Here is a 23,536-nt window from a genome sequence, read left to right on the forward strand (position 1 = left end):
TTTATGTATACCGAATTTGGGTATAATTCAAAAAATAGGTACTAAAAAACCGCCTCTAAGGGCGGTTTTCCGTGAGGGCTGTATACCTCGATGGCCGGCTCAGACTTCCCGGCGGTTCAAGAACGCCAACCGCTCGAACAGGTGCACGTCCTGCTCGTTCTTCAGCAGCGCGCCATGCAGCGGCGGGATCAGCTTGCGCGGGTCACGCTCCCGCAGCATCTCCGGCGACATGTCTTCATTGACCAGCAGCTTCAGCCAGTCGAGCAGCTCCGACGTCGACGGCTTCTTCTTGAGACCGGGCACGTCGCGGACCTCGAAGAAAATACGCATCGCTTCGGAGACGAGGCGATGCTTGATGCCGGGGAAGTGGACCTCGACGATCTGGTTCATGGTGTCGATGTCGGGGAACTTGATGTAGTGGAAGAAGCAACGGCGCAGGAACGCGTCGGGTAATTCCTTCTCGTTGTTTGAGGTGATCATCACGATCGGGCGCTTCGCCGCCTTGATGGTCTCGCCGGTCTCATAGACATGGAATTCCATGCGGTCGAGTTCGAGCAGCAGATCGTTCGGGAATTCGATATCAGCCTTGTCGATTTCGTCGATCAGCAGCACCGGTCGCTCGGCGTGGGTAAAGGCTTCCCATAGCTTGCCGCGCTTGATGTAGTTGCCGATATCCGAGACGCGGGGATCGCCGAGCTGGCTGTCGCGCAGGCGCGAGACTGCATCGTATTCGTACAGGCCCTGCTGCGCCTTTGTGGTCGACTTGATGTGCCAGGTCAGCAGCGGTGCGCCCAGCGCCTTGGCGACTTCTTCAGCCAATACGGTCTTGCCGGTGCCCGGTTCGCCCTTCACGAGCAGCGGGCGTTCAAGCACGATGGCGGCATTGACGGCGACCTTGAGATCGTCGGTCGCTACATAGTTTTCGGTGCCGGTAAATTTCATGGAGTTATTTGCCTTGTTCTTCTTGTCGCACGGCGGCGTGCCGCCGGAATGTGGGGATCGCGGTCGGCGATCGCAGAATGTCTGGATGAGAGGTTAGCGCCGGATCAGCGAGAGGATGACGAGCACGATCACCGCACCGATGGTGGCGTTGATGATGTCGCGGATCGCCCCGACGCCAAGGCTGACGCCCAATCGCGGCAGCAGCCAGCCGGCGACCAGTGCGCCGATGATGCCGATCACGATATTGCCGAGCAGGCCGAAGCCGGCGCCACGAACGATCAACCCGGCCAACCAGCCGGCAATGGCGCCGATCAGCAGTGCTGCGAGAATTCCCATGGATCAATCCTTCGCGGGCGACACCGAGGGCGCCATCCTGGTTATGTTGAGCCGTCGGCCAGTTGAGCCAGCTGGCACGTTTCCGGGCGAAGTTTAATTGAATTATCGGTCAGGTCCAGCCACCATTCCGGGCACGTCGCGGGACCTTTTGCGATGACGAAGAACATATCATGGCGGGGAAATGCCGGGCGGAATTGGCGGCCTAGCTGTTGTTCGAAAATCCGGCGCTGAAATATTCGCGTTCCAGCGCCGAACTGGCGACGATACAATCGCGGCCCCGCCGTTTGGCCTCGTAAAGCGCAAGGTCGGCTTCACCGACCAGGACGGCTTCGCTCGAAGTTTGGCTGCTCCGGCTGGCGACGCCGACGCTGATCGAGAGGTGGCCGCGGGTTGATGCCATATTTGGAATCTCCAATGCCCTGACCCGAAGACGCAGGGCTTCCGCGATTGTGATGGCGTCGGCCTCGGATATGTCCGGCAAAACGATGGCAAATTCCTCGCCGCCATAGCGTGCGGACAATGCCGGTGTATTGATCGTGGCATCAGCAATGACGGCCGCGACGCGTTTCAGGCAGGTGTCGCCAGCCTGGTGGCCGTTGCTGTCATTGTAGCCCTTGAAGTTGTCGACATCGATCAGCAGCACCGACATCTGTTCATGTTGCTCGTAGGCACGGCGCAGAAAGCCGTCGAGCGTGCGCCGGTTTGCCAGTCCCGTCAGTCCGTCAGTGGTCGCGAGTTCGGCGAGCTTTGTATTCAACGACGTCAACTCGTCCTGCATGCTCTTGCGCAAGGTCACATCGCGCAGCACGCCGACGATTTCGACCTTGTCGCGATCGATCTCGCGGGTGGCCAGTTTGAAGTTAACCTCCACCCAAGCGAGTGAATGGTCGTCACGATAAGTCCGAAAAATCACGGTGCGGTTCGCCGTGAGATCTTTCAATTGCGCGCTGGCCGCCTTCACGGCCTCGACATCCTCCGGGTGCACCAGTTCGAAGCAGGAGCGCCCGAGCAGATCTTTCGGATTGTGCCCCAAAACGAACTCGACCGAGTGCGAGACAAAGACGATGCTCCCGAAGCGATCGAGCAGAATGATGACATCAGCGATGTTGTCGGCGAGCAGGCGGTAGCGGGACTCGCGCTCGCGGAGCGTGTTTTCCATGTTGAGGCGGAAGCGAAGCTGGGTCGATAGCAGTGCGGCGAGCAGAATCACGGTGCAGAGCAGGACTGAAGCAACGATAACGTCGGAGAGCAGATTGCTCTTCCATATCGCCAGCACCTGATCCTCCGGAATCGCGACCGTGTCGATCAGCGGGTACTGCGTGGTTTGCTCGTAGCTGAAATATTTGGTGATACCGTCGAACGGTGAATCGATCTTGTAGAAGCCGGCCAGACTCTGTTTCAGACGGGTCTGAATGAGCTCAGTTCCGGAAAGGTCCTTCCCAACCTCCATCGATGGCCAGTGAATCAGCAGCGTGCCGTCGCTTCGGATCAGGCTGATGCCGCCGCTCTCGCCGATCTGGAATGTCTTGTAGAAATCGCTGAAGTACTGGGTGTCGATTGCGCCCGTCAGCACGCCCTTGAAGCTGCCATCGGGGCCGTCGATCCGCTTCGACAGGATGATTGACGTGCGGTCGGTTAGCCGCGACGTGATGGGTGCGTTGATCCTGATATTGGAGTCGGTGTGGTCGCGATGATAGATGAAATAGTCGCGGTCGGAATTATTATGCGTCGGCGTTTCCGGCAGCGAGGAATAACGCCAGTTGCCGAGCGTATCGAATACACCGATTTCGCGCAGCTGTGGCAGCGCGTTCGCGGTATTGGCCAGAAACGTGTTGAAGCGATTCGGTTGCGGGTTTTGGTATTTCAGCAGATCCGCCATCCCGCTCATGGCGACATCGACGGCCTGTATCGTGTGCGAAGCATGTTCGACCAGCGAGTGTGCGAGGTTTCGACTATCGGTCTCGCTTTGCGCCAGTACGGTTTGGCGGGCATCGAGCGCCTTCCAGACGACAAGCCCGAGCACGCACGCGCTCATCGCCAGCACGAACAGCGTGACGATCACGCCCGGCGCGGAGAGCCGGCTCGGTGAACTGCTGGTCGGTGTCGTGGGCAGGGTCATTCGTTTCTAAGTTGACTGCAAAACAGGCCATCACCATGGCCGCCGTTGCTTTCACGATAGCTAAGAATGCCCGTCGATGGCGTGACACCGCGTTGCGTGGTTACCGACGCCGGAATTGTTGAAACAAATACCTGCAATCTGAAAAGCGATTGCTTCACCATGCCGTGGCGCGGAATTCGGTCCGGTCTGGCTGACAAATCTCGCTTATTTTGGATGCGCGCCGCGATAGCGCGCCACCGAGCTGTGTAGGCTTCTACCGCATCCGGCCCTTGACGGGCGCGGGTGGTCGGGCAATCTGTCAATCATGTTCTTGCAATTCTTCACATCGCTACGCGATGCGCAGGTCCCGGTGACCCTGCGCGAATATCTCACGCTAATGGAGGCGCTCGACGCTGACCTCGCGGATCAGTCGGTGGAGAATTTCTATTATCTGTCCCGTGCAGCGCTGGTGAAGGACGAGCGCAATCTCGACAAGTTCGATCGGGTGTTCGGCACGGTCTTCAAGGGGCTGGAAAGCCTGCTCGATGCCATGGAGAAGGCGGAGATTCCGGCCGAGTGGCTGAAGAAGCTCGCGGAGAAATATCTTACCGAGGAAGAGAAGAAGCAGATCGAGGCCATGGGCTGGGACAAGCTCATGGAAACCCTGCGGAAGCGCCTTGAGGAGCAGAAGGAGCGTCATCAGGGCGGCAACAAATGGATCGGCACCGCCGGGACCTCGCCGTTTGGCGCCGAAGGCTACAATCCTGAAGGCATCCGCATCGGACAGGAGAAAAGCCGCCACCGACGTGCCGTGAAGGTCTGGGACAAGCGCGAGTTCAAGGACCTCGACGGCAATGTCGAACTGGGCATCCGCAACATCAAGGTGGCGTTGCGCCGTCTGCGCAAGTTTGCCCGCACCGGCGCGCCCGACGAACTCGATCTCGACACGACCATTCGCGAAACTGCGAACCACGGCTACCTCGACGTGCATATGCGACCGGAGCGCCGCAACGCGGTCAAGGTGCTGGTGTTCTTTGATATCGGCGGATCCATGGATTCGCATATCGAACAGGTCGAGGAACTGTTCTCCGCGGCGAAGAGCGAATTCAAGCACATGGAGTATTTCTACTTCCACAATTGCCTCTATGAGGGCGTGTGGAAGCAGAACAAGCGCCGCTTTACCGACCGCACCCCGACCTGGGACGTGCTGCACAAATACGCCCACGACTACAAAGTCGTGTTTGTCGGCGACGCCTCGATGTCGCCTTACGAGATCATGGTGCCTGGCGGTTCCGTCGAGCATGTGAACGAGGAATCCGGCTCGGTCTGGCTGGAGCGTATCACCCAGACTTATCCGAACACGGTGTGGCTCAATCCCGTCGCCAAACGGCACTGGGATTATTCGGAATCCACCACGATCATTCGTCGGTTGTTCTCGGAGCGGATGTACCCGCTGACCATTGAAGGTCTCGAAGGTGCAATGAAGGAACTGGTGCGAAAAGCATGACCCAGACGATTACCCGCGGCTACAAGGCGTTGCTCGATGAAGCCAACAAGCAGATCGAGACGATGAGCGTCGAAGACGTGATGAAGGCTGCGCAGAGCCCTGACGTCGTCATCGTCGATATCCGCGATCCCCGCGAGATCGAACGCGAAGGCAAGATCCCCGGCTCGTTCTCCTGCACGCGCGGCATGCTGGAATTCTGGATCGATCCGGAAAGCCCCTATGGCAAGCCGATCTTTCAGGAGGACAAGAAGTTCATCTTCCATTGCGCCAGTGGCTGGCGCTCGGCGCTGGCGGCCAAGACCGCGGCCGACATGGGACTGAAGCCGGTGGCGCATCTGGGCGGCGGCTTCACCGCCTGGCGCAATGCCGGCGGTGCGGTCGAGAAAGTCGAGCCGAAGGCGAAATCGTAATACCGTCGTCACACGCGGGCTTGACCGGCGTGCCCATCTTTCTTTCTTTCCGAAGAGATGGATTGCCGGATCAAGTCCGGCAATGACACCCGGGAATGGGCAAAGCAGGAACGACATCATGACATCCAGCACCGATCCTCTCGTCTCCACCGAATGGCTGGCCGCGCATCTCGACGATCCCAAGGTCAAGGTCATCGATGCGTCGTTCAAGATGCCCGGTGTTTTGCCTCTGCCGATCGATGACTATCTTGCCGCGCATATTCCCGGCGCCGTGTTCTTCGATGTCGATGCGATCTCCGACCATTCCGTCGATCTGCCGCATATGTATCCGGACGCTGCGCAGTTCGCTCGCGACATCAGCGCGCTCGGCATTTCGTCTGATGACACGGTTGTCGTCTATGACGCCGGCGGCTGGGTCGCAGCGCCGCGGGCGTGGTGGATGTTTCTCTCCTACGGCCACACCAATGTGAAAGTGCTTGATGGCGGCCTGAAGAAGTGGAAGGCCGAAGGTCGTGCGACGGAAACCGGCAAAGCGTCACCAAAGCCTGGCACTTTCAGCGCCACGCTCGACAAGTCGTATGTCCGCAGCAAGGCGCAGATCGTTGCCAATCTGGATTCGCGCAAAGAGCAATTGATCGATGCGCGCGCCGCCAACCGCTTCGAGGGAAGTGTCCCTGAACCGCGCGCGGGCATTCGCTCCGGTCACATCCCCGGCAGCCGCAACCTGCCTTATAACCTGTTGTTTGATGCTGCGACCGGGACGATGAAGCCGATCGACGAATTGCGGAAAGCCTTCGCCGGCACGGGTCTTGAGTTCGACAAGCCTATCGTCACCACATGCGGCTCGGGTGTGTCCGCGGCCGTGCTCACGCTCGCGCTCTATCGTCTTGGCGTGCGCGGTTCGGCGCTCTATGACGGTTCGTGGTCCGAATGGGGACGGCCGGACGGACCGCCGGTCGCAACCGGCCCGGCATAGGCCGAAGCGCCGTCAACGCGACACGGGTAATCCGAACGGATCTGTTGGCTGCGCTGCTGCGGCGGCAACAGGTCGGGCCGCCACGCGCCGTTTTTTGACGACGACGCGCTTCTTCACGACCTTCTTGATCGGCTCTGCAGTGGGCTTCGCTTTTGGTAGCGGCACGGGCCCGGTGTCGACCGGCGGTCCGCCCAGCGTCGCGATTTTCGTCGACGACAATTTCACGTCGTCATCGGTGAGCGTGGCCGTCGGCTGCGGCGCCGTTGGTGTCGCCTCCACCTCTGCGGTGGCGGCTGGTGCAGCAACAGCGAGTGCCGGGGCAGCGGTGATCACCGGTTCGACAGCGGGGACCGGCGCAGCGGCAACGGTCGCTACAGGCTCTTGCTGTTCGGTCTTTGCCGCGTCCGGCGTGGTTGCAATTTCAGGCTTGGGCGTTGCCACCGAGACGGTGGTTGCGGGTGCAGCCTGCGTCGACAAGGCCGCGACCGTCTCGGCCGGGGCCGTTTTTTCCGGCTCGGCAGGCGCAGCGATGAGGGGAGCTTGTTCGGCCGCCGCTGTCACGGATCCCTCTGGCGGCGTGGCAACTTCCGGGGCGGGGGCGGGTGTCACACGCAGCATGGCCAGCGTCGGCGGAGCTTCGACGGGTTGCTGGGCAAAGACGGGCGATGCCGGCGGCCGTCCGATCGGAATGGTCGCGAATTCCTGATGGGCAGACCGCAGCAGGGCTGCGGCGCCAAGGCCGAAGACCACCAACGAGACTGTGAGCAGGACGGCTGCGAACAGGAATCGGAAACCCGGAAGCATGAATGGCAGTTCCGCCTTCGGACAGACCGTGGAAGGCTCTCGAACGATGGGAACGCGGTGACAATACTGGCAGTGACCCGTTCCGCAGCATCGGTTGCCGCCAAAGCGTCGCGAATCACGTCCATTTGAGGATAACGCACGGCCTCAGGAACCGTTTGTTAAAAAGTGAGATGCACAACAAATGGCGCGTTCCCGGACCGTGATTGCAACGGGGTGAGGCAAGATGGCCACGCCGCCGTGTGATCTCGCGAATATGACCGAAATGGGAAGCTTTTTTCCGGAATTGTCTTGAATGCGCCGCTATCCTGCGCGATCTGACAGCATGTTCCGGTTTTTGCTTGAGCTTATACAAGGGCGATGATGACCAAGCGTGTTTTGACGACCAAGCGTCTTCTGGTGACAGTGGCGACCGTGGCTCTCAGCAGCGTCGCGGGTCATTCGCTTGCGGTCGCACAGGGTTATCCCGTCGGCTCGCCAAGCGGCTATTCGATTCCTGCCGATCCCAATTATCCGCCGGGCGGTTACCCCGCCGCGTCGCGCGCCGATCGCGCGCTGGATGCCATGCCGGATTTCGATTCGCTTGACGAGGAGGATGCGCCGCCGTCACGCGGTGGCCGGCCAATGACCGGGCTGTCCGCGCCGGGCGTTGCGCCCCAGGGTCCGGTGATGTCTCCGGACGATCCGCGCTATGGCCGTCCGGCCGGTGCTGCCCCGGTTTATTCTGATCGCGCAATGCCTCAGGGTCCCGTGATGTCGCCCGACGATCCGCGCTACGGCCGCCCGATGGCGCCGCCGGCGGTGGTCTATTCGAACCGTGGCAACGGCGATGGCACAGTGCGTCCGCCTGAAGGCGTGGGCGGGCAGGGTGCACCTATGACCGGCTCCGTTCAGGGACAGGGTCTGGGCGCCAATGGCAGTTCCGTGATGGTGGCTTCGCTGCCTCCGGAAGATCAGCCGGAAACCGGTCCGGCGCAGCTGCCGCCGCAATTTCGCCGGCAGGAAGTCAATTTCGTGACGAAGGAGCCCGCGGGCACCATCGTCGTCGATACGCCGAACTACTATTTGTACTATGTGCTCGGTAACAACCGCGCGATGCGCTATGGCGTCCGTGTCGGCCGCGACGGCTTCACATGGAACGGTGTGCAGAAGATCACCCGCAAGGCGGAGTGGCCGGATTGGCATCCGCCGACCGAGATGATCGAGCGCCAGCCTTATCTGCCGCGCTTCATGGCCGGCGGCGAAGGCAATCCGCTCGGCGCCCGCGCGATGTATCTCGGCTCCACCGTGTATCGTATCCATGGCACCAACCAGCCGTCGACCATCGGCAAATCGGTGTCCTCCGGCTGTTTCGGCATGCTGAACGACGACGTCTCGGATCTGTTCGAGCGCGTCAAGGTCGGTACCCGCGTGGTAGTGATGCCGGCCAAGGCTCCGGCGACGACCGCCTCTGCGCAGCCGGCGCCCGGTCCAAGCGCCAGCGCCGCTCCAGCGCCCCTGGCCGGCACCCAGCCCACATCGGTTCAGCCGCTGCCGGCTCCGGTCAGCATTCGCTGATTTCCTTCTGCTGATTTCAACAAAACGGGCGCCGTGTGATCACACGGCGCCCGTTTTGTTTTGCGCTGTGAAAGCTTGCCTCAGTTGAGCTTGCGGACGGGGGCGTTGTTCAGCCAGCCGCCGATGCCCTCGATCATTTCCGCATAGATGCGCCTGTAATTTTCCGCGGTGACATAGCCGAGATGCGGCGTGATCACGACATTGTCGAGCTTGCGCAGCGGGCTGTCGAGCGGCAGGGGCTCATGGGAATAGGTGTCGATGCCGGCGCCGGCAATCTTGCCGGCCTGCAGGGTCTCAAGCAATGCGGTTTCGTCGACAATCGGGCCGCGGGCCGTATTGATGAGATACGCCGTGTGCTTCATACGCTCCAGATCCGCGCGTGAAACGAGCCCGCGCGACCGATCACTCAGCACCAGATGGATGGTGATGACGTCGGCGGTGGCGAATAGTTGTTCCTTGGTGGCATAGGTCACGCCGGCTTTTTCGCAGGCCTCGGGCGTCAGATTGGTGCTCCAGGCAATGGTCTTCATGCCGAGCGCGCGGCCAATGCCGGCAACCTGACTGCCGAGCTTGCCGAGGCCAATGATCCCGAGCGTCTTGCCCTCGATATCCTCGCCGATCGTGACCTGCCAGGGCTTGCCGGCCTTCATGCGTGCGTTTTCGAAGCCGATCTTGCGGGTCAGTTCCAGCATCAGCCCGATGGTCAGGCCGGCTGTTGGATTGCCCACCATCGCTGTGCCGCAGACGGCTATGCCACGAGCCTTCGCGGCTTCGAAATCGATCGCGGCGTTGCGCATGCCTGAGGTGATCAGCAGCTTGAGTTTTGGCAGCGCCTCGAACATCCCGTGTGGAAACGGCGTCCGCTCGCGCATGGCGCAGATGATCTCGAAATCCTTCAGCGCGGTGGCTGCCTCCTCCGCCGACGCGAACGGCTTGTCGAACACCGTGACATCGATGCGATCACCAAGCGTCCTCCAATCGCCGAGTTTCAAAGCCACGTTCTGGTAGTCGTCGAGAATTGCACAGCGCAGCCGCGTCATGGGATCGTCCATCCGGTGGGTGATGACGGCAGTTGCGGCCGTCAGGAGATGGACACATTGCGCGCTTGGCGGACCTGCGCAAGCGCCTGCATCGTCGTCGGCGGTGCGATCAGGTTAATGTGAGGGCGGGACCGGCGTGGAAGAGTCCTTGGCGCGGCAGGCCGGGCCGGGGCCGCGCATGTAATGCTGCTCCGGCCGGTAAGGGTCGAAGGCTGCGACGAAGAACAGCTGCCAGAACATCCGGATTTCGTGGAGCAGGCCTGAGCGTGCCGCACGGGTTTCGGCGGCGGCCGGAGAGGGGATTGATGTAATGGTCGCCATGACGAGGCTCCGCCTGTCTGCCCGCGACTTCGGTCGCAAGGGGGCATGATTGATCGCCCTGCCAGCACTCTTGGCGGAAGTCGTTAAAAAGCGGTTTTAATTGTCATAATGGCTACTCTGGAGAAGTGCAGAGTTACCAAATCCTTAAGGCCCCCGGTTGCCCTTTCGGGGCCACGCCGCTACATCAGCGACAACCCATTTTTCACGCCCGCGACGGTTTTCAAGGATCACGATGGCTCGCCAATTCGTCTACTTCATGCAGGGTCTGACCAAGGCCTATCCGACCCGCAAGGTGCTGGATAACGTCCATTTGTCGTTCTACCCGGACGCCAAGATCGGCGTGCTCGGCGTCAACGGCGCCGGTAAGTCGACGCTGCTCAAGATCATGGCCGGCCTCGACAAGGAATATACCGGCGAGGCCTGGGTCGCGCAGGGCGCGCGCGTCGGCTATCTCGAACAGGAACCGCAGCTCGACCCCGCTCTGACTGTGCGCGAGAACGTCATGCTCGGTGTCGCCAAGCAGAAGGCGATTCTCGACCGCTACAACGAACTGGCGATGAACTACTCGGAAGAGACCGCCGACGAGATGACCAAGCTGCAGGACGAGATCGAGGCTCAGGGCCTTTGGGATCTCGACAGCAAGGTCGATCAGGCGATGGACGCGCTGCGTTGTCCGCCGGATGATGCCGACGTCACCAAGCTGTCCGGTGGCGAACGCCGTCGCGTCGCTCTGTGCAAGCTCTTGCTTGATGCGCCTGAACTGCTGCTGCTCGACGAACCGACCAACCATCTCGACGCCGAATCCGTGTCTTGGCTGGAAGGTCATCTGCGGAACTATCCGGGCGCGATCCTGATCGTGACCCATGATCGCTACTTCCTCGACAACGTGACGTCCTGGATTCTCGAACTCGACCGCGGTCGCGGCATTCCTTACGAGGGCAACTATTCGTCCTGGCTGGTGCAGAAGCAGAAGCGCCTGGCGCAGGAAGGCCGCGAAGACGCGGCCCATCAGAAGACGCTGGAACGCGAGCAGGAGTGGATCGCCTCATCGCCCAAGGCACGTCAGGCCAAGTCGAAAGCGCGCTATCAGCGCTATGACGAGCTGCTCAAGAAGGCCAGCGAGAAGCAGACGCAAGGTGCGCAGATCACCATTCCGGTGGCCGAGCGCCTCGGCGACAATGTGGTCGATTTCGAAGGTCTCACCAAGGCTTTCGGCGATCGCGTGCTGATCGAGGATCTGACCTTCAAGCTGCCGCCCGGCGGCATCGTTGGAATCATCGGCGCCAACGGCGCCGGCAAGACGACGCTCTTCAGGATGATCACCGGTCAGGAGAAGCCTGACTCCGGGACAATCACAGTCGGCGAGACCGTGCATCTCGGTTATGTCGATCAGTCGCGCGATGCCCTCGATGGCAAGAAAACCGTGTGGGAGGAAATCTCCGGCAATAACGAACTGATCCTGCTCGGCAAGAAAGAGGTCAATTCGCGCGGCTATTGCTCGTCGTTCAATTTCAAGGGCGGCGACCAGCAGAAAAAGGTCGGTTCACTGTCGGGCGGTGAACGCAACCGCGTGCATCTCGCGAAGATGCTGAAGTCGGGCGCCAATGTTCTGCTGCTCGACGAACCGACCAATGACCTTGACGTCGATACGCTGCGCGCGCTCGAAGAAGCGCTGGAGGATTTCGCCGGCTGCGCCGTCATCATCAGCCATGACCGCTGGTTCCTCGATCGTATCGCCACGCATATCCTGGCCTTCGAAGGCGACAGCCATGTCGAATGGTTTGAAGGCAACTTCCAGGACTACGAGAAGGACAAGATGCGCCGGCTCGGCCAGGATTCGATCATCCCCCATCGCGTGAAATACAAGAAACTGACGCGCTGAGAGGATCTCAAAATGGCCGACTGGAGCGCGCAGCAGTATCTGAAGTTCGAGGATGAGCGAACCAGGCCGGCACGGGATCTGCTCGCGCAGATTCCGCTCGTCGATGCCCGCAAGGTCGTCGATATCGGCTGCGGGCCCGGCAATTCGACGGAGCTTCTGGTCAATCGCTGGCCGCAAGCGTCGGTCATCGGTGTCGATACGTCGGCCGATATGTTGCGGCAGGCGCGGGAACGTCTGCCAGCGCAGACGTTCATCGAAGCCAATATCGCCCACTGGGTGGCGCCGGCCGGCACCGAGGTGCTGTTTGCCAATGCCGTGTTTCAATGGGTGCCGGATCACATCAAGCAGCTGAAGCGTCTGGTCGGTGCATTGCCTCCGGGCGGCGTTCTGGCTGTGCAGATGCCGGATAATCTTGACGAGCCCTCGCATATCCTGATGCGCGAAGTCGCCTATCTTGAACCATGGCGCAAGCAGCTCTCGAAGGCCGTAGAGCTGCGTGACTCGCTGCCGAAGCCTGGCGCATATTACGATGCATTGCAGCCGCTGTGCTCGCGGGTCGAAATCTGGCACACCGTCTACAATCACGCCCTGGCCGATGCCGCCGCGATCGTGGAATGGGTGAAGGGCACCGGATTGCGTCCGTTCGTCGATCCGCTGGAGCCGCCGGAGCGCAAGGCCTACATCGCTGAGTATACCGCCCGCATCGCCGCCAGCTATCTGCCGCAGGCGGATGGCAAGGTTCTGCTGAAGTTTCCGCGGATCTTCATCGTTGCTGTCAAATAGCTGATGCGGCCAGTTGCCGCGCATTCACGACATCATCGCGTCGAGAACGCGCCGCTATAAGATCGGCGCTTCCATTGCACTCCGATTCGACCCCATAGCGAGCTCCCCATGTCCATGACGCCCGAAACGCCATTGCCGCCCACAGGAAAAGGCGTGGCGATGCGACCGATTCCGACGCTGATCTTTGGCTCGCGCTGGCTGCAGCTGCCGCTCTATATCGGCCTGATCGTGGCGCAGTGCGTCTATGTCGTGCTGTTCCTGAAGGAACTCTGGCATCTCATCGCGCACTCGTTCGACTTCAGTGAACAGCAGATCATGCTGGTCGTGCTGGGACTGATCGACGTCGTGATGATTTCCAACCTGCTGGTGATGGTGATCGTCGGCGGTTATGAGACCTTCGTGTCGCGGCTCAATCTGAACGGCCATCCGGATGAGCCCGAATGGCTCAGTCACGTCAATGCGAGTGTGCTGAAGATCAAGCTGGCGATGGCCATCATCGGTATCTCCTCGATCCATCTGCTGCGCACCTTCATCGAGGCCGGCAATCTCGGTAGCACCAGCGCGCGCACGACGAACTACACCGAAACCGGCGTGATGTGGCAGACCATCATCCACATCGTGTTCATTCTCTCGGCCGTCGGCATTGCCTATGTCGACAAGCTCTCGAACGGCATCGCTCCGCATCCGGCAGAGAATGGTTACGGCAAGCACGGCCATGGAGGCCACGCGCATTGAAGGTGAAACCGGGCATATGGACGGCATTGCGATCGCTTTCAGCCATCGTCGTCCTGTGCCTGGTGATTGCGCCGGTTCCCTCGCTCGCTGCGCCGGATGCCGGCTTCACCGCCTTCATCGCCTCGCTATGGCCTGAGGCACAGCAGGCCGGCGTCTCGCGAAAGACCTTCGACGAGGTCACACGCGGGCTGGAGCCTGACTACAAGCTGCCAGATCTCATTCTGCCTGGCCGTCCTGCCACCGGCTCGCCATCGCAGGCAGAGTTCGTGCAGGTCCCTGCGGACTATGTGAAGGAAGCCAGCATCATCCGACTGGCCGGCGAGGGACAGCGCCTGCTGCAGAAGTATCGTGCGACGCTCACAGCCATCGAGCAGCGCTTTGGCGTGCCCGGCACGATCATCCTGGCGATCTGGGGACGCGAGACGGACTATGGCCGCTACGCGCTGCCCTATGACGGCATTCGCGTGCTGGCGACGCAGGCCTATGTCGGTCGCCGCAAGGATCAGTATCGTGGCGAGTTCATCGCGGCACTGAAACTGATCGAGAGTGGCGACGTGACGCGCAAGGATCTGCGTGTGTCCTGGGGCGGTGCGACGGGCCTCACACAATTCCTGCCGTCGGAACTGAGCAAGCACGGTGTCGATTTCGACGGCGACGGCCGAGTCGATATCTGGAAGTCGGTGCCCGATGCGCTGGCATCCGCGGCGCAGCAGCTGACCAACAAGGGCTGGCAGCGCGGTCTGCGCTGGGCCTATGAAGTGCGTGCGCCTGCCAATGCCGACTGTACGATGGGTGTGCCCGAAGTTACCCGGCCGATTGGAGAGTGGATTCGTGCCGGCTTCATTCCGGTCCGTGGCGAGAAGCTCAGCGCGGCGGAGCAGGCGCAGCCCGCGTCGCTGCTGCAGCCGGAGGGCATCTATGGCCCGGCTTTCCTGACGACGAAGAACTATTTCGTCATCAAGGAATACAATTTCTCCGATCTCTATGTGCTGTTCGTCGGCCATCTCAGCGACCGGATGGCCAATGCGCAGCCATTTGCGACGCCGTGGTCGGCATCGAACCAGTTGCGCAGCGCCGATGTCGAGGCCATGCAACGGCACCTCACAAGGCTGGGCCTCTACGCCGACAAGCTGGATGGCAAGGCCGGCATGAAGACGCGCGCTGCGCTCGGCGCCTATCAGAAGTCAGCGGGCCTCAAGGTGGATTGCTGGCCGAGCGAGACTGTGTTGCGCGCGATGAACGCGAAATAGTTCGAGATCGAAGCCATCCCGAAATCCGGTCACTGAACGAAAAACCCGGCCGCGTGAGCGGCCGGGTTTTGAATGTGGATCGCCGCGCAGTGCTGCGCGACAGTCAGGTCAGATCAATCGCAAACTTCGACCGGGCGCGAACGCCAGACACCGCGATATTCGTCCCAGACGCGCTGGCGGACGACACGGCATTCCGGCTCGACATAAACCGGGGCAGGGGCGTAGCCGTAGCCATAGGCCGGAGCCGGACGGCTGGCTGCAATGGCGCCACCAAGGAGAGCGCCACCGATCAGGCCACCGGCAACGCCAGCGGCGATACGGCCGCCATCGGCCTTCGCGGCAGGCGCAACAGCGACCAGCGAGCCGGCAACTGTCGCGGCGGCGAGCAGGGCGGAAATCGTCTTCTTCATCTCAGGTCTCTCCAGAAGGGCGCCGCACGCGACGCGGTTAAAGGTCTACTCACGCTGCGATTCGAACTGACTGTCTCACTTAGAAAAGCGCCCAACCGTCAATTCGATGTAAACGTTAGCCAGTCAGTGATCCGAAAAAGCGGTTTTTTCGGGCCATTGCAAGCATCACGCACTGGAAATGTAGGTTTCCGATGCGTGACAGGAAATCTGATGATCTCGGAGATCGCGAGATCTCAGCCGCAAACGCGGACGCGGCGAATACGCCAGCCGTAACCGTCCCAGAAGCGCTGACGCTGCCAGAAACAGTCGCCGTAATAGCCGGGACCGGCCACATAAGCGGGGCGGCCGTAATAGCCGTAGCCGGGACCGTAATAGCCGGGACCATAGTATCCCGAACCAGCAGCGATCGCGCCGCCAAGCAGGGCGCCGCCAATCAGACCTGCGGCCACGCCGGCACCGCCGCCGCCGTGTCCATGCCAGTGCTGTGCGCTGGCCGATGTCGGGGCCATAGCGGCAAAGGCGAGGCTGGTCACTGCTACAACGGCCATCAGGGTTTTCTTCATGGCATCCTCTTTCTCACATCGGCTTCGCCTGTAAATAGCGCTGCCTGACGCGAAAAGTTTCATACTTCACTTGAATGATCAATGAACGGGACCGCGCCGCTCCGGCCCGCATCTCCTGTTAAAAACCATCGAAAATCATGCCCATAAGCAGTCAAAGGCATATCGCAGTGCCGTAGCCGGTTTCATGATACGGCAATCACAGAGACCGTCCGTCCGATCATCGCGGCCCTCGATCTCATTTTAGATTCGTTCCAATTTCCTCCATGTGATCAGTAGTTTGGAATAGCTTCAAAGTCGGCGTTTTCCTTTTGCATCGGGGCGGCCTCTTACATATCCAAGAGGGGTCCTGACTGAGAGCTCGCCTTCATCTCATGATTGTTTGTTCCTGCAACGTCTTCTCCGACCATGATGTCCGTAGTGCCGTTGCCGGAACGCGTCCGCCCCGTACGCCAGGGCAGGTCTATGGTTGCCTGGGCTGCAGCGCCCAATGCGGCCGCTGCGTAAGGACGATCAAGAAGATCATGGACGAGGCGCTGGGCGCCTGTGCCAAGTCCTGCTGTGCCGGCTGCCCGCATACGGCGGCCCATGGACAGTCTCACATCGAGACTCATGCGCATATCGAGCTGGCTGATATTGCCTCGATCGAAGCGGCAGCCTAAGCGCTTATTACTTCAACAGCTTTCCCGTTCTTCGGCGCTCCTCGCCGAATTGGGCAAAGAGGGGTTGTCCTGCCATCCAATCTGATTTAGAAGCATTCTAAATTCAGATCGGGGCCTGTTTCGGACGGGTTCAGCAGACAGGAGAACACCATGAAGGGCGACCCGAAGGTCATCGAATTCCTCAACAAGGGCCTGCGCAGCGAGCTGACCGCGATCAGCCAGTATTGGCTGCACTTCCGGCTCCTGAATCACTGGGGTCTGATCGACATGGCCAAGATGTGGCGTAAGGAATCCATCGAAGAAATGAACCATGCGGACCGTTTTACCGACCGCATCCTGTTCCTTGACGGCTTCCCGAACATGCAGGTGCTCGATCCGTTGCGTATCGGCCAGACGGTCAAGGAAATCATCGAATGCGATCTCGCCGCGGAAATCGGCGCTCGGACGCTCTATGAAGAAGCCGCCACCTATTGCCACGGCGTCAAGGATTACGTCTCCCGCGATCTGTTCGAGCAGCTGATGAAGGATGAGGAAGGTCACATCGACTTCCTCGAGACCCAGCTCGACCTGATCGAGCGGATCGGCATCGATCTCTACACCCAGAAGCATATGGGTGGCCTCGAGAGCGAGTTCTAAGCCCGAGACTTCTGTGACGGCATCAATAGACGCCGAGTAACGTTGCCCGCCCCTGTTCCGGCAGGGGCGGTTGCGGCATCTCTCATTTGGAGAATGCCGCCCGGATCGCCGCAGCCGATCCATCCAGCGGATATTCCACAGCCGTTCGGCCGCGGTCGATCGACCTGATCCGGACATAGAGTGTCTTCGCGCCGGCGAGCTCGCTGACGAAGGTCGCGATCTCTGCCTTGTCTTCGATGACGATGATCTGGTTTCCCCGCACCACCCGCGAACCGACGTCGTCGTGACCAGGTTTTCCATCGAAGCGATAGCCCAGCACCGTGTTGCGGTTGCTGCCGATCTTGAAATCAAAGGCAAAGCGGATTAGCGGGGCGCCATCGATACATGTCAGCAGCAATGACGAGACGCGCGGGAAATCCACATTACTGTTTGACGCTTCGGCGAAGACATAGGCACTCGGTAGTTCGGCGCCGGTGACCCGATCGATCTGGTGCGGGATCAGCCATTCGCCCGCGCGCGTTTCATCCTGCTCCGTTACGAATGGATCACGCACGCAGCCGCCAAGGATGAGGCCCGCGACCGCCATCAAGTGGATCAACGCAACGCCACGCACAACGCTCTCCCCAAGCGTTGCCTGTTATACAACCTTAAGCTGATAAACTCAATAACGGTTGTGCATGAAGCCGTCCGCAGCCCGAGTGCCTTGGCCCTTCGATCAGGTCGAAAGCCGAAACGTTACAACTGCTGACGATAGGCGACGTCGATCTGTTCCTGAGTCATCGGCTCACCGAGCTTGGTCTGGTCGTGAACCATCTCCGAGATGCTCGGCATCACCGAGCGCTTCACCTGTACCTCGGGCGACCACAGCTTCGAACGCATCAGCGCCTTGCCGCAATGAAAATAGGCTTCGGTCACCGTGATGCTCAACACCGCGCGCGGGAGCTTGCCGAACTCTTCCATCGACGCCATCAGTTCCGGGTCCTTCACCAGCTTGGCGATGCCGCTGACGCGCAGGGTGTCGTCGATGCCCGGCACGAAGAAGATCAGCTGCACATGACCGTTGCCTGCCATCAGATTCTGGAACGTGTCGATGCGGTTGTTGCCCGGCCGATCCGGCATATGCAACTCGGTGGGTGAGGCGATCCGCACGAAGCCGACACCGCCGCCGCGCGGTGAGGCATCGACAGTGCCGTCCGGGCCTGAGGAAGCAAGCACGCAGAATGGCGACAGCGAGATAAACTTGCTCGAATGCATGTCCAGCGTCGGTCGCGCCTTGGCGATCACGCGCGGATGCGGAGTTGGATAAATTGTGCGGAGTTCGTCTGCGGCGACGTCGGTCACGTCTGTTCTCCCGGTGCGATTTGATAGCATCAACTAGCATGGGGGCACTTTGCAGCAAAGTCGCGCAGGTGGCACCGCGATCGACGTTGGAGGCCCCACATGACGACGCAGTGCGTGCTGCTACACTATTGGGCCCGTTCGCTATGAATTCGTGGCATCTTTGCGTTGCCAGGGCCAATGGATGGCACCAAATAATACAGCCCTCACCAAATGATCACCGGCTGAAACGCCAATCGTGGGCGATGCCCGCGTCGCTGTGGAAGATGGCAACGATCCGACGCATGATCGCGCAGCCGGTGCCGTCATGCGTCTCGGGGGGCTGTTCAAGCCGAACTGCGATCAGGGCTTGTCCACGATGCGTGTTTGCGGACGATCGCTACCTGACGCCGTTTCCTGATGCCACTGGCCCTTCTCGTCTTCGTAGGAAATCACCTCGGTACGTCCGGGTACCCTCTGCTCGGCCGCGGCGCGTTTGGCGGCTGCGGTGGCGAGTGCGTGCGTCGCATACGGCTCGGAGAAGACGGGCCCTACTTTATAGGCCCAGCCGCCATCATGTTCGACGATCACATAGGTCACTTCCGTCATGGTAGTCTCTCTTGTCCTGCTATGCCTGCGATAGGCAACGTCAAAGGCTGGCGCGACTTAACGCACGACGCACCCAGTTCATCTCAACTAGCGCCCGATTTCCTGTGGATTGCAAGGCCGCACCCCGGCACCGTTTCGTGATCGCGATCACACCGCATCAGCGGGAACGAAACAGCTGATGATGATCTCGCCGCGGTGGCGCACATACCAGACGACGGCTTCGCCGACGGGATTGCCGCGATCGCGGATCACGGCTCGCGTCGGCACCTCCGTCCATATGCCTTCGATCGGTACCCAATAGGCGCCATTGCGGACATCGTATTCGGTGCGATGGCCGTCCGAGATGTCGCAACACGGCACGCCGTTTGGGCTGATGACACTCTTGAACCAGGCGCGGATATCGTCGGGTACATCGTTGAACTGGCCGCGATCGATGGCATGCGCTGACACAGCCATCATCGTGAACGCCGCCAGCAGCGTGACTTGAATCATTCCCCGCATGCGAACCTCACATCGGTGTTGCATCGCGCGCGGACGCCACGAGCCGCACGGGACGACTCGGATTCTTGCGATGATTAAGCCCGAGCAATGGCGACGACGCCTGCCCAAAAATTATGCCCGGCTGGACGAGCTGGGGATCGCTGCGCTGCGGTATCGATCTGTTGGTCCCTGGCCCGCCCCGTCGTGTTAGCGTTTGTGCAAAGCAGCCCGATCCAAATGGCTGCGCCCGGGGGAGGACGACCATGCCGAGCTGTTCGATGCGCGCATTGTGCGCTGCTGCCGTTGTGACCTGTGCTTCGTTTGCTGCCGTTGCGGCTTTCGCTGCGGATTATCCCGCGCCGAAACAGGGCGACTGGATCGCAAAGGATTTCAAGTTTCACACCGGTCATGTGATGCCTGAGTTGAAGCTCCATTATACGACAGTCGGGGAGCCCACGGGGCAGCCGGTGCTGGTGCTGCACGGCACCGGCGGTTCGGCGCAGAGCATGCTGACGCCAACATTCGCAGGCGAGTTATTCGGTGCGGGCCAGCCGCTCGATGCCACGAAATACTACATCATCATTCCCGACGCGCTCGGCCACGGTAAATCATCGAAGCCATCTGACGGCATGAAGACTGCATTTCCGAAATACAATTACGACGACATGGTCGATGCCCAGCATCGGCTGCTGATCGAAGGGCTCGGCATCAAGCATGTGCGGATGGTGATCGGAAATTCCATGGGCGGCATGCATGCCTGGATCTGGGGCACCAAATATCCCGATGCGATGGATGCCCTGGTGCCGATGGCATCACAGCCTACGGAAATGAGCGCGCGCAACTGGATGATGCGGCGCATGATGATCGAGACCGTGCGCGCCGATCCCGATTACAAGGGCGGCAACTACACATCCCAGCCCGGTATGATCAAATATGCCAGCGTGATGTATGGCGTTGCGACAGCCGGCGGCACGCTGGCCTATCAGATGCTGGCGCCGACCGGCGAGGCCGCCGACAGGAATGTCGATGACCGGCTCAAGGCGCCGTTCACCGCCGATGCAAATGACTTCATCTATCAGTGGGAATCGTCGCGCGACTACAATCCATCAGCGGGTCTGGAAAAGATCGCAGCGGTAGTTCTTGCTATCAACGCGGCGGATGACGAGCGCAATCCGCCGGAGACCGGGCTGATGGACGCTGCGCTGAAGCGGATCAAACAGGCGAAGATGTTGCTGATCCCGGCAAGCACCGAGACCCGCGGTCATCTCACCACGGGCGGTGCGAAATTCTACAAGCAGCAGCTTCAGGAACTGCTGCAGACCGCGCCGCAGCGGACCATGTAAAAAGTAAAGGCGACGGGCCGGCATTGCGGCGCGTCGCCTGATCTGTTGTCGCGCGTCCGTATCGAACGACGCAGCGGTGCTAGTCGTCCTTGTTCTTCTTGCGCTTCTTCTTTTTCTTGCCGTCGTCGCTTTCGTCGGGCTCATCCGCCGTGGCGGCTTCCGCCTCGATCATCGCGGCGACCCGTTCGACGGCTTCCTGCTGTTCGCGCAGCAGGGCCTCTTCGCGCTCCTGAGCTTCGCGCAGGCGCATCTGGCGGTGGTCTTCCCAGGCGTCGAACACCATGTGCAGCCACGGCATGATCTGCTCGAGCGTCGGCAGCGTGCCGGGAGGACCCTGCTCGCCGCGCGGCCCGGGTTCGCCCTGCACGCCCGGCTTGCCCTGAAGGCCCTGTTCACCCCGTGGTCCCTGCGGTCCGGCCTTGCCTTGAGGCCCGATCGGGCCGGGCTTGCCGTTGACGCCAGCCTTTCCGTTCGGGCCAGGCTTGCCCTGCGGCCCCGGCTTGCCATTGGCGCCGGCCTTGCCGGGCACGCCCGGCTTGCCCTGTGCGCCTTCCGGCCCCGGCCGCCCGGGATGGCCCTGCGGTCCGGGAAGCCCCGGTTCGCCGCGGGGGCCGCGCAGTCCGGTCCGGCTGATCGTTTCTTTTGCCACGGTCACACTCCGTATTGATTCTGTCCGGCCGCTTGTAACAGGGGATGGATGACGGCTTCAATTCGCCGCTGCTGCCATGCCACCACAGACATTGCCGGTTGCGCTTCACCACATGCGCACTAGCATCGGCTGTCGCTTGACCTGCCGGCAACCGCGGCCGTTTGGCCTGGCGGCAAACAGAAGATCAGGGAGGAGACCATGCGGAGAGGGCCGGTCCTGTGGTTGCTATGCGGCGCCGCGGCGCTGCTTGGGGCAGCTGCGCCGGCCGCGGCTGCCGGACAGCTCGCCGTCGCGGTGGCGGATTTCGACTATAGCGACACTTCCGGCGAGGAGGCCGACCAGTTCGCGCAGCATCGCGACCGCATGACCATCTTCGCTGCACTGCTGCGCGACAGGCTGGCGCAGCGCGACTATCGCGTGGTGCGCCCGGCCTGTCCGCAGCCCGCCTGCACGGCCGTCAGCATGGCGCCCGACGATCTCGTCGCCGCAGCGCGCCGCGATGGCGCGCGTTACCTGGTCTATGGCGGCATCCGCAAGATGAGTACGCTGGTGCAATGGGGCGAGGTGCAGTTGTTCGATGTCGAGCGCGAGCAACTGGTGATGCGCCGCGCCGTCACCTTCCGCGGCGATACGGACACAGCTTTCCGCCGCGCCGCCGATTTCGTCAGCGAGACGGTGACGGATGCGATGGCCGGCCGATGAGCATGGTCACGATAGCGAAGCCACGCACTCGATCTCGATCAGCATCGCCGGATTGGGCAGCGCCTGAACCACGCAAGTGGTGCGCGCCGGATACGGCGGTGGTCCGAAGGCTTCGGCATACAGAGCATTCATCGCAGCCACGTCGGACGCGCGCGTCAGCAGAACGTTGACCTTGACGAGGTGCGAGATGTCGGTGCCGGCATCCTTCAGCACCCGTTTGATCGTGCGCACCACAAATCCGAATTGCGCCTCGAATTGTTCCGGCAATTGGCCGTTGGGGTCGAAGCCGGGAATGCCGGAGACGAACAGGAGATCGCCGACCCGCGCGGCATAGGACAGCGGCGGCGCTTTGATTCCGGGAGGGGGCGGGAAGTGCTGGATGGGCATGATCAGGCCTCGCGGTCATGTGTGTCGGGCCAGCCTAGCAGGTCTCCACACGGTGCGCCCGCGAATTGCCGCGTCCTGTCGAACCGGAACGGGATCCGCGGCGACTTACGCTCTCATCACGGTAACGGGCGACGACATATGAAATCATATCTGGCGCTGCTGACCTTGTTGGCCCTCACGAGCGCAGCGCATGCCGGCGAGATACGCCTGGGGGCGTCCATGCAGGTGAAACCGGATTCGATCTGGTTCGAGGATCGCGCCAAGCTGGCGCATTGGCAGGCTCTGAAGACAGCCGGCGATTCAAAAGCTCTGGCGTCGTATCAGGAAGACCTGCTGCAGGCACGCGCGGCATGGCAATTCACCAGGCCGCTCACCGTCAAAATTCGCGGCTTTGAGCCGAAGGCGCATCTGGTCGATGTCGAGATGCAGACCGAAGGCCGGCTACAGGGCTCCACATGGGTGCTGGATACCGGCGCGCTTCTGCAATAGCGCCATCAGCTATCCATGCGCCGGCACATCGACGCCGTCTGCCGAATACTGCTTGATCTTGTTGCGCATGGTGCGCACCGACACACCGAGCACACGGGCGGCATGTGTGCGGTTGCCATCGCAGCGCGCCAGCGTCTGCAGCATCAACTCGCGTTCGACCTCATGAACAGTCGCGCCGATCAGCATTGTCACGACCTCGCTGGGGTCGGATGCAGGCGCGAGCGCATCGGATGCCCTGGAAGCGTCGTCGCACGGGTCATCGAGGCTATCGTGAAATGACTGGTCTGACATCGGCACCTCCCGATCAACGCCTGCTTCATGCGTGAAGCAACAACATCGAGAACGAACAGCCCCCAGCCGTTACGTTGCGGCAGGGTGGGCGCGATTGGTTAACGAAAGGTTAAGGGGCGGGTACCGTTGGATGTATCCCCGGAGGTTTGCAACGAGAAAATCGCTTTGTCCGCCCTTGGCGTCTTGGAACCCGGCATTCTGAGAAAGTCGTTCGAAGCGACAATGCACAGAGCCAGCTTGTTCCTTTTGAGCCAAATTCAAAAAAAAGGCCGGGTACACTACCCGGCCCAGACCACTGACAAACCCCGTCGATTTTCGGCGGGGTTTTTCTTTGCAGCTTGTTTTATCAGGCTTGGCCGATTG

General features: G+C 61.0%; 30 protein-coding genes. 13 read left to right on the forward strand and 17 right to left on the reverse strand.

All coding sequences use genetic code 11. The annotated features are described in order from the left end of the window. Positions 1 to 99: 99 nt before the first annotated feature. The 4 genes from AC1RLZ_RS23065 to AC1RLZ_RS23080 all read right to left on the reverse strand — a co-directional run bounded on the left by AC1RLZ_RS23065 (position 100) and on the right by AC1RLZ_RS23080 (position 3,699). Positions 100 to 942, reverse strand: a complete 843-nt coding sequence (locus AC1RLZ_RS23065; RefSeq protein ID WP_493190484.1) for an AAA family ATPase — start codon at positions 940 to 942, stop codon at positions 100 to 102. A gap of 93 nt (positions 943 to 1,035) precedes the next feature. Beyond that, positions 1,036 to 1,278, reverse strand: a complete 243-nt coding sequence (locus AC1RLZ_RS23070; protein ID WP_068732215.1) for a GlsB/YeaQ/YmgE family stress response membrane protein — start codon at positions 1,276 to 1,278, stop codon at positions 1,036 to 1,038. Positions 1,279 to 1,480: 202 nt separating this feature from the next. Continuing rightward, the gene (locus AC1RLZ_RS23075; RefSeq protein ID WP_493190485.1) at positions 1,481 to 3,397 is read right to left on the reverse strand and encodes a diguanylate cyclase; all 1,917 of its coding nucleotides are present in this window, start codon (positions 3,395 to 3,397) and stop codon (positions 1,481 to 1,483) included. Next, on the reverse strand, positions 3,394 to 3,699 hold the full coding sequence (locus AC1RLZ_RS23080; protein WP_493190486.1) for a hypothetical protein: 306 nt from the start codon (positions 3,697 to 3,699) through the stop codon (positions 3,394 to 3,396). The genes AC1RLZ_RS23075 and AC1RLZ_RS23080 overlap by 4 nt, the downstream gene beginning before the upstream one ends. Positions 3,700 to 3,701: 2 nt before the next feature. Between AC1RLZ_RS23080 and AC1RLZ_RS23085 the strand changes: the two genes are divergently transcribed. The 3 genes from AC1RLZ_RS23085 (at position 3,702) to sseA (ending at position 6,269) form a co-directional block, all read left to right on the forward strand. Next, on the forward strand, positions 3,702 to 4,883 hold the full coding sequence (locus AC1RLZ_RS23085; RefSeq protein WP_371426183.1) for a vWA domain-containing protein: 1,182 nt from the start codon (positions 3,702 to 3,704) through the stop codon (positions 4,881 to 4,883). Then, on the forward strand, positions 4,880 to 5,293 hold the full coding sequence (locus AC1RLZ_RS23090) for a rhodanese-like domain-containing protein (RefSeq protein ID WP_493190487.1): 414 nt from the start codon (positions 4,880 to 4,882) through the stop codon (positions 5,291 to 5,293). Before AC1RLZ_RS23085 ends, AC1RLZ_RS23090 begins: the two co-directional genes overlap by 4 nt. Before the next feature lie 118 nt (positions 5,294 to 5,411). Beyond that, positions 5,412 to 6,269 (forward strand): 3-mercaptopyruvate sulfurtransferase, encoded by an 858-nt coding sequence (gene sseA, locus AC1RLZ_RS23095; protein WP_493190488.1) that lies wholly within the window; start codon positions 5,412 to 5,414, stop codon positions 6,267 to 6,269. A gap of 12 nt (positions 6,270 to 6,281) precedes the next feature. Here the strand turns inward: sseA and AC1RLZ_RS23100 are convergent, their stop codons facing one another. Beyond that, positions 6,282 to 7,073, reverse strand: coding sequence for a hypothetical protein (locus AC1RLZ_RS23100; protein WP_493190489.1), 792 nt, complete (start codon positions 7,071 to 7,073; stop codon positions 6,282 to 6,284). Between the two features lie 357 nt (positions 7,074 to 7,430). Between AC1RLZ_RS23100 and AC1RLZ_RS23105 the strand changes: the two genes are divergently transcribed. Next, positions 7,431 to 8,627 (forward strand): L,D-transpeptidase, encoded by a 1,197-nt coding sequence (locus AC1RLZ_RS23105; RefSeq protein ID WP_493190490.1) that lies wholly within the window; start codon positions 7,431 to 7,433, stop codon positions 8,625 to 8,627. 80 nt (positions 8,628 to 8,707) lie between these two features. Here the strand turns inward: AC1RLZ_RS23105 and AC1RLZ_RS23110 are convergent, their stop codons facing one another. Both AC1RLZ_RS23110 and AC1RLZ_RS23115 read right to left on the reverse strand, forming a co-directional pair. Further along, positions 8,708 to 9,667, reverse strand: coding sequence for a D-2-hydroxyacid dehydrogenase family protein (locus AC1RLZ_RS23110; protein WP_493190491.1), 960 nt, complete (start codon positions 9,665 to 9,667; stop codon positions 8,708 to 8,710). Between the two features lie 114 nt (positions 9,668 to 9,781). Continuing rightward, positions 9,782 to 9,988 (reverse strand): hypothetical protein, encoded by a 207-nt coding sequence (locus tag AC1RLZ_RS23115; RefSeq protein WP_371426171.1) that lies wholly within the window; start codon positions 9,986 to 9,988, stop codon positions 9,782 to 9,784. 232 nt (positions 9,989 to 10,220) lie between these two features. Here AC1RLZ_RS23115 and ettA point away from each other — a divergent pair, with 232 nt between their 5' ends. The 4 genes from ettA to AC1RLZ_RS23135 all read left to right on the forward strand — a co-directional run bounded on the left by ettA (position 10,221) and on the right by AC1RLZ_RS23135 (position 14,638). Next, positions 10,221 to 11,870: an energy-dependent translational throttle protein EttA gene (gene ettA, locus AC1RLZ_RS23120; protein ID WP_493190492.1), complete on the forward strand. Its 1,650-nt coding sequence runs from the start codon at positions 10,221 to 10,223 to the stop codon at positions 11,868 to 11,870. Between the two features lie 12 nt (positions 11,871 to 11,882). Beyond that, on the forward strand, positions 11,883 to 12,653 hold the full coding sequence (tam, locus tag AC1RLZ_RS23125) for a trans-aconitate 2-methyltransferase (protein ID WP_493190493.1): 771 nt from the start codon (positions 11,883 to 11,885) through the stop codon (positions 12,651 to 12,653). Between the two features lie 108 nt (positions 12,654 to 12,761). Next, the gene (locus tag AC1RLZ_RS23130) at positions 12,762 to 13,388 is read left to right on the forward strand and encodes a TIGR00645 family protein (RefSeq protein ID WP_493190494.1); all 627 of its coding nucleotides are present in this window, start codon (positions 12,762 to 12,764) and stop codon (positions 13,386 to 13,388) included. A gap of 59 nt (positions 13,389 to 13,447) precedes the next feature. Further along, positions 13,448 to 14,638 (forward strand): lytic murein transglycosylase, encoded by a 1,191-nt coding sequence (locus tag AC1RLZ_RS23135; protein WP_493190516.1) that lies wholly within the window; start codon positions 13,448 to 13,450, stop codon positions 14,636 to 14,638. A gap of 113 nt (positions 14,639 to 14,751) precedes the next feature. On the opposite strand, the gene AC1RLZ_RS23140 is transcribed toward AC1RLZ_RS23135, so the two are convergent. Both AC1RLZ_RS23140 and AC1RLZ_RS23145 read right to left on the reverse strand, forming a co-directional pair. Next, entirely contained in the window at positions 14,752 to 15,048 is a 297-nt protein-coding gene (locus tag AC1RLZ_RS23140; RefSeq protein ID WP_068732235.1) for a hypothetical protein, read from the reverse strand. A 233-nt stretch (positions 15,049 to 15,281) separates the two neighbouring features. Further along, positions 15,282 to 15,611 (reverse strand): hypothetical protein, encoded by a 330-nt coding sequence (locus AC1RLZ_RS23145; RefSeq protein ID WP_493190495.1) that lies wholly within the window; start codon positions 15,609 to 15,611, stop codon positions 15,282 to 15,284. Between the two features lie 371 nt (positions 15,612 to 15,982). On the opposite strand from AC1RLZ_RS23145, the gene AC1RLZ_RS23150 reads away from it, so the two are divergent. Both AC1RLZ_RS23150 and bfr read left to right on the forward strand, forming a co-directional pair. Then, positions 15,983 to 16,270: a (2Fe-2S)-binding protein gene (locus tag AC1RLZ_RS23150; RefSeq protein WP_493190496.1), complete on the forward strand. Its 288-nt coding sequence runs from the start codon at positions 15,983 to 15,985 to the stop codon at positions 16,268 to 16,270. Positions 16,271 to 16,420: 150 nt separating this feature from the next. Beyond that, positions 16,421 to 16,906 carry a bacterioferritin gene (bfr, locus tag AC1RLZ_RS23155; protein ID WP_149531420.1) on the forward strand — a complete coding sequence of 162 codons (486 nt, stop codon included), beginning with the start codon at positions 16,421 to 16,423 and terminating at the stop codon, positions 16,904 to 16,906. 82 nt (positions 16,907 to 16,988) lie between these two features. On the opposite strand, the gene AC1RLZ_RS23160 is transcribed toward bfr, so the two are convergent. The 4 genes from AC1RLZ_RS23160 to AC1RLZ_RS23175 form a co-directional block, all read right to left on the reverse strand. Beyond that, the gene (locus AC1RLZ_RS23160; RefSeq protein WP_493190497.1) at positions 16,989 to 17,519 is read right to left on the reverse strand and encodes a hypothetical protein; all 531 of its coding nucleotides are present in this window, start codon (positions 17,517 to 17,519) and stop codon (positions 16,989 to 16,991) included. Positions 17,520 to 17,641: 122 nt separating this feature from the next. Then, positions 17,642 to 18,247: a pyridoxamine 5'-phosphate oxidase family protein gene (locus tag AC1RLZ_RS23165; RefSeq protein WP_371426153.1), complete on the reverse strand. Its 606-nt coding sequence runs from the start codon at positions 18,245 to 18,247 to the stop codon at positions 17,642 to 17,644. A gap of 339 nt (positions 18,248 to 18,586) precedes the next feature. Next, entirely contained in the window at positions 18,587 to 18,832 is a 246-nt protein-coding gene (locus tag AC1RLZ_RS23170; RefSeq protein WP_371426151.1) for a DUF2188 domain-containing protein, read from the reverse strand. Between the two features lie 147 nt (positions 18,833 to 18,979). Next, positions 18,980 to 19,333: a hypothetical protein gene (locus AC1RLZ_RS23175; RefSeq protein WP_493190498.1), complete on the reverse strand. Its 354-nt coding sequence runs from the start codon at positions 19,331 to 19,333 to the stop codon at positions 18,980 to 18,982. 257 nt (positions 19,334 to 19,590) lie between these two features. Here AC1RLZ_RS23175 and AC1RLZ_RS23180 point away from each other — a divergent pair, with 257 nt between their 5' ends. Further along, positions 19,591 to 20,655: an alpha/beta fold hydrolase gene (locus AC1RLZ_RS23180; RefSeq protein WP_493190517.1), complete on the forward strand. Its 1,065-nt coding sequence runs from the start codon at positions 19,591 to 19,593 to the stop codon at positions 20,653 to 20,655. 79 nt (positions 20,656 to 20,734) lie between these two features. Here AC1RLZ_RS23180 and AC1RLZ_RS23185 read toward each other — a convergent pair whose 3' ends face one another. Continuing rightward, the gene (locus tag AC1RLZ_RS23185) at positions 20,735 to 21,304 is read right to left on the reverse strand and encodes a collagen-like protein (protein ID WP_493190499.1); all 570 of its coding nucleotides are present in this window, start codon (positions 21,302 to 21,304) and stop codon (positions 20,735 to 20,737) included. 198 nt (positions 21,305 to 21,502) lie between these two features. Between AC1RLZ_RS23185 and AC1RLZ_RS23190 the strand changes: the two genes are divergently transcribed. Continuing rightward, positions 21,503 to 22,006, forward strand: a complete 504-nt coding sequence (locus tag AC1RLZ_RS23190; protein WP_493190500.1) for a DUF2380 domain-containing protein — start codon at positions 21,503 to 21,505, stop codon at positions 22,004 to 22,006. Between the two features lie 6 nt (positions 22,007 to 22,012). Here AC1RLZ_RS23190 and AC1RLZ_RS23195 read toward each other — a convergent pair whose 3' ends face one another. Further along, positions 22,013 to 22,393, reverse strand: a complete 381-nt coding sequence (locus AC1RLZ_RS23195; RefSeq protein WP_493190501.1) for a RidA family protein — start codon at positions 22,391 to 22,393, stop codon at positions 22,013 to 22,015. Positions 22,394 to 22,531: 138 nt separating this feature from the next. Here AC1RLZ_RS23195 and AC1RLZ_RS23200 point away from each other — a divergent pair, with 138 nt between their 5' ends. Further along, positions 22,532 to 22,882, forward strand: a complete 351-nt coding sequence (locus AC1RLZ_RS23200; RefSeq protein WP_493190502.1) for a hypothetical protein — start codon at positions 22,532 to 22,534, stop codon at positions 22,880 to 22,882. 9 nt (positions 22,883 to 22,891) lie between these two features. Here the strand turns inward: AC1RLZ_RS23200 and AC1RLZ_RS23205 are convergent, their stop codons facing one another. Together AC1RLZ_RS23205 and AC1RLZ_RS23210 are read right to left on the reverse strand one after the other, a co-directional pair. Continuing rightward, positions 22,892 to 23,173, reverse strand: coding sequence for a helix-turn-helix domain-containing protein (locus AC1RLZ_RS23205; protein ID WP_493190503.1), 282 nt, complete (start codon positions 23,171 to 23,173; stop codon positions 22,892 to 22,894). A 69-nt stretch (positions 23,174 to 23,242) separates the two neighbouring features. Further along, positions 23,243 to 23,536 (reverse strand): hypothetical protein (locus tag AC1RLZ_RS23210; protein WP_493190504.1); only part of this gene is annotated, 294 nt, incomplete at its 5' end.

The sequence above is a fragment of the Tardiphaga sp. GW822-FHT04G09 genome, from assembly GCF_058800725.1.

Coding starts and splice junctions, on each gene's coding strand:
- AC1RLZ_RS23065 (WP_493190484.1), bottom strand. CDS start 942: ATGAAATTTACCGGCACCGAAAACTATGTAGCGACCGACGATCTCAAG.
- AC1RLZ_RS23070 (WP_068732215.1), bottom strand. CDS start 1,278: ATGGGAATTCTCGCAGCACTGCTGATCGGCGCCATTGCCGGCTGGTTG.
- AC1RLZ_RS23075 (WP_493190485.1), bottom strand. CDS start 3,397: ATGACCCTGCCCACGACACCGACCAGCAGTTCACCGAGCCGGCTCTCC.
- AC1RLZ_RS23085 (WP_371426183.1), top strand. CDS start 3,702: ATGTTCTTGCAATTCTTCACATCGCTACGCGATGCGCAGGTCCCGGTG.
- AC1RLZ_RS23090 (WP_493190487.1), top strand. CDS start 4,880: ATGACCCAGACGATTACCCGCGGCTACAAGGCGTTGCTCGATGAAGCC.
- sseA (WP_493190488.1), top strand. CDS start 5,412: ATGACATCCAGCACCGATCCTCTCGTCTCCACCGAATGGCTGGCCGCG.
- AC1RLZ_RS23100 (WP_493190489.1), bottom strand. CDS start 7,073: ATGCTTCCGGGTTTCCGATTCCTGTTCGCAGCCGTCCTGCTCACAGTC.
- AC1RLZ_RS23105 (WP_493190490.1), top strand. CDS start 7,431: ATGATGACCAAGCGTGTTTTGACGACCAAGCGTCTTCTGGTGACAGTG.
- AC1RLZ_RS23110 (WP_493190491.1), bottom strand. CDS start 9,667: ATGACGCGGCTGCGCTGTGCAATTCTCGACGACTACCAGAACGTGGCT.
- AC1RLZ_RS23115 (WP_371426171.1), bottom strand. CDS start 9,988: ATGGCGACCATTACATCAATCCCCTCTCCGGCCGCCGCCGAAACCCGT.
- ettA (WP_493190492.1), top strand. CDS start 10,221: ATGGCTCGCCAATTCGTCTACTTCATGCAGGGTCTGACCAAGGCCTAT.
- tam (WP_493190493.1), top strand. CDS start 11,883: ATGGCCGACTGGAGCGCGCAGCAGTATCTGAAGTTCGAGGATGAGCGA.
- AC1RLZ_RS23130 (WP_493190494.1), top strand. CDS start 12,762: ATGTCCATGACGCCCGAAACGCCATTGCCGCCCACAGGAAAAGGCGTG.
- AC1RLZ_RS23140 (WP_068732235.1), bottom strand. CDS start 15,048: ATGAAGAAGACGATTTCCGCCCTGCTCGCCGCCGCGACAGTTGCCGGC.
- AC1RLZ_RS23145 (WP_493190495.1), bottom strand. CDS start 15,611: ATGAAGAAAACCCTGATGGCCGTTGTAGCAGTGACCAGCCTCGCCTTT.
- AC1RLZ_RS23150 (WP_493190496.1), top strand. CDS start 15,983: ATGATTGTTTGTTCCTGCAACGTCTTCTCCGACCATGATGTCCGTAGT.
- bfr (WP_149531420.1), top strand. CDS start 16,421: ATGAAGGGCGACCCGAAGGTCATCGAATTCCTCAACAAGGGCCTGCGC.
- AC1RLZ_RS23170 (WP_371426151.1), bottom strand. CDS start 18,832: ATGACGGAAGTGACCTATGTGATCGTCGAACATGATGGCGGCTGGGCC.
- AC1RLZ_RS23175 (WP_493190498.1), bottom strand. CDS start 19,333: ATGCGGGGAATGATTCAAGTCACGCTGCTGGCGGCGTTCACGATGATG.
- AC1RLZ_RS23180 (WP_493190517.1), top strand. CDS start 19,591: ATGCGCGCATTGTGCGCTGCTGCCGTTGTGACCTGTGCTTCGTTTGCT.
- AC1RLZ_RS23190 (WP_493190500.1), top strand. CDS start 21,503: ATGCGGAGAGGGCCGGTCCTGTGGTTGCTATGCGGCGCCGCGGCGCTG.
- AC1RLZ_RS23195 (WP_493190501.1), bottom strand. CDS start 22,393: ATGCCCATCCAGCACTTCCCGCCCCCTCCCGGAATCAAAGCGCCGCCG.
- AC1RLZ_RS23200 (WP_493190502.1), top strand. CDS start 22,532: ATGAAATCATATCTGGCGCTGCTGACCTTGTTGGCCCTCACGAGCGCA.
- AC1RLZ_RS23205 (WP_493190503.1), bottom strand. CDS start 23,173: ATGTCAGACCAGTCATTTCACGATAGCCTCGATGACCCGTGCGACGAC.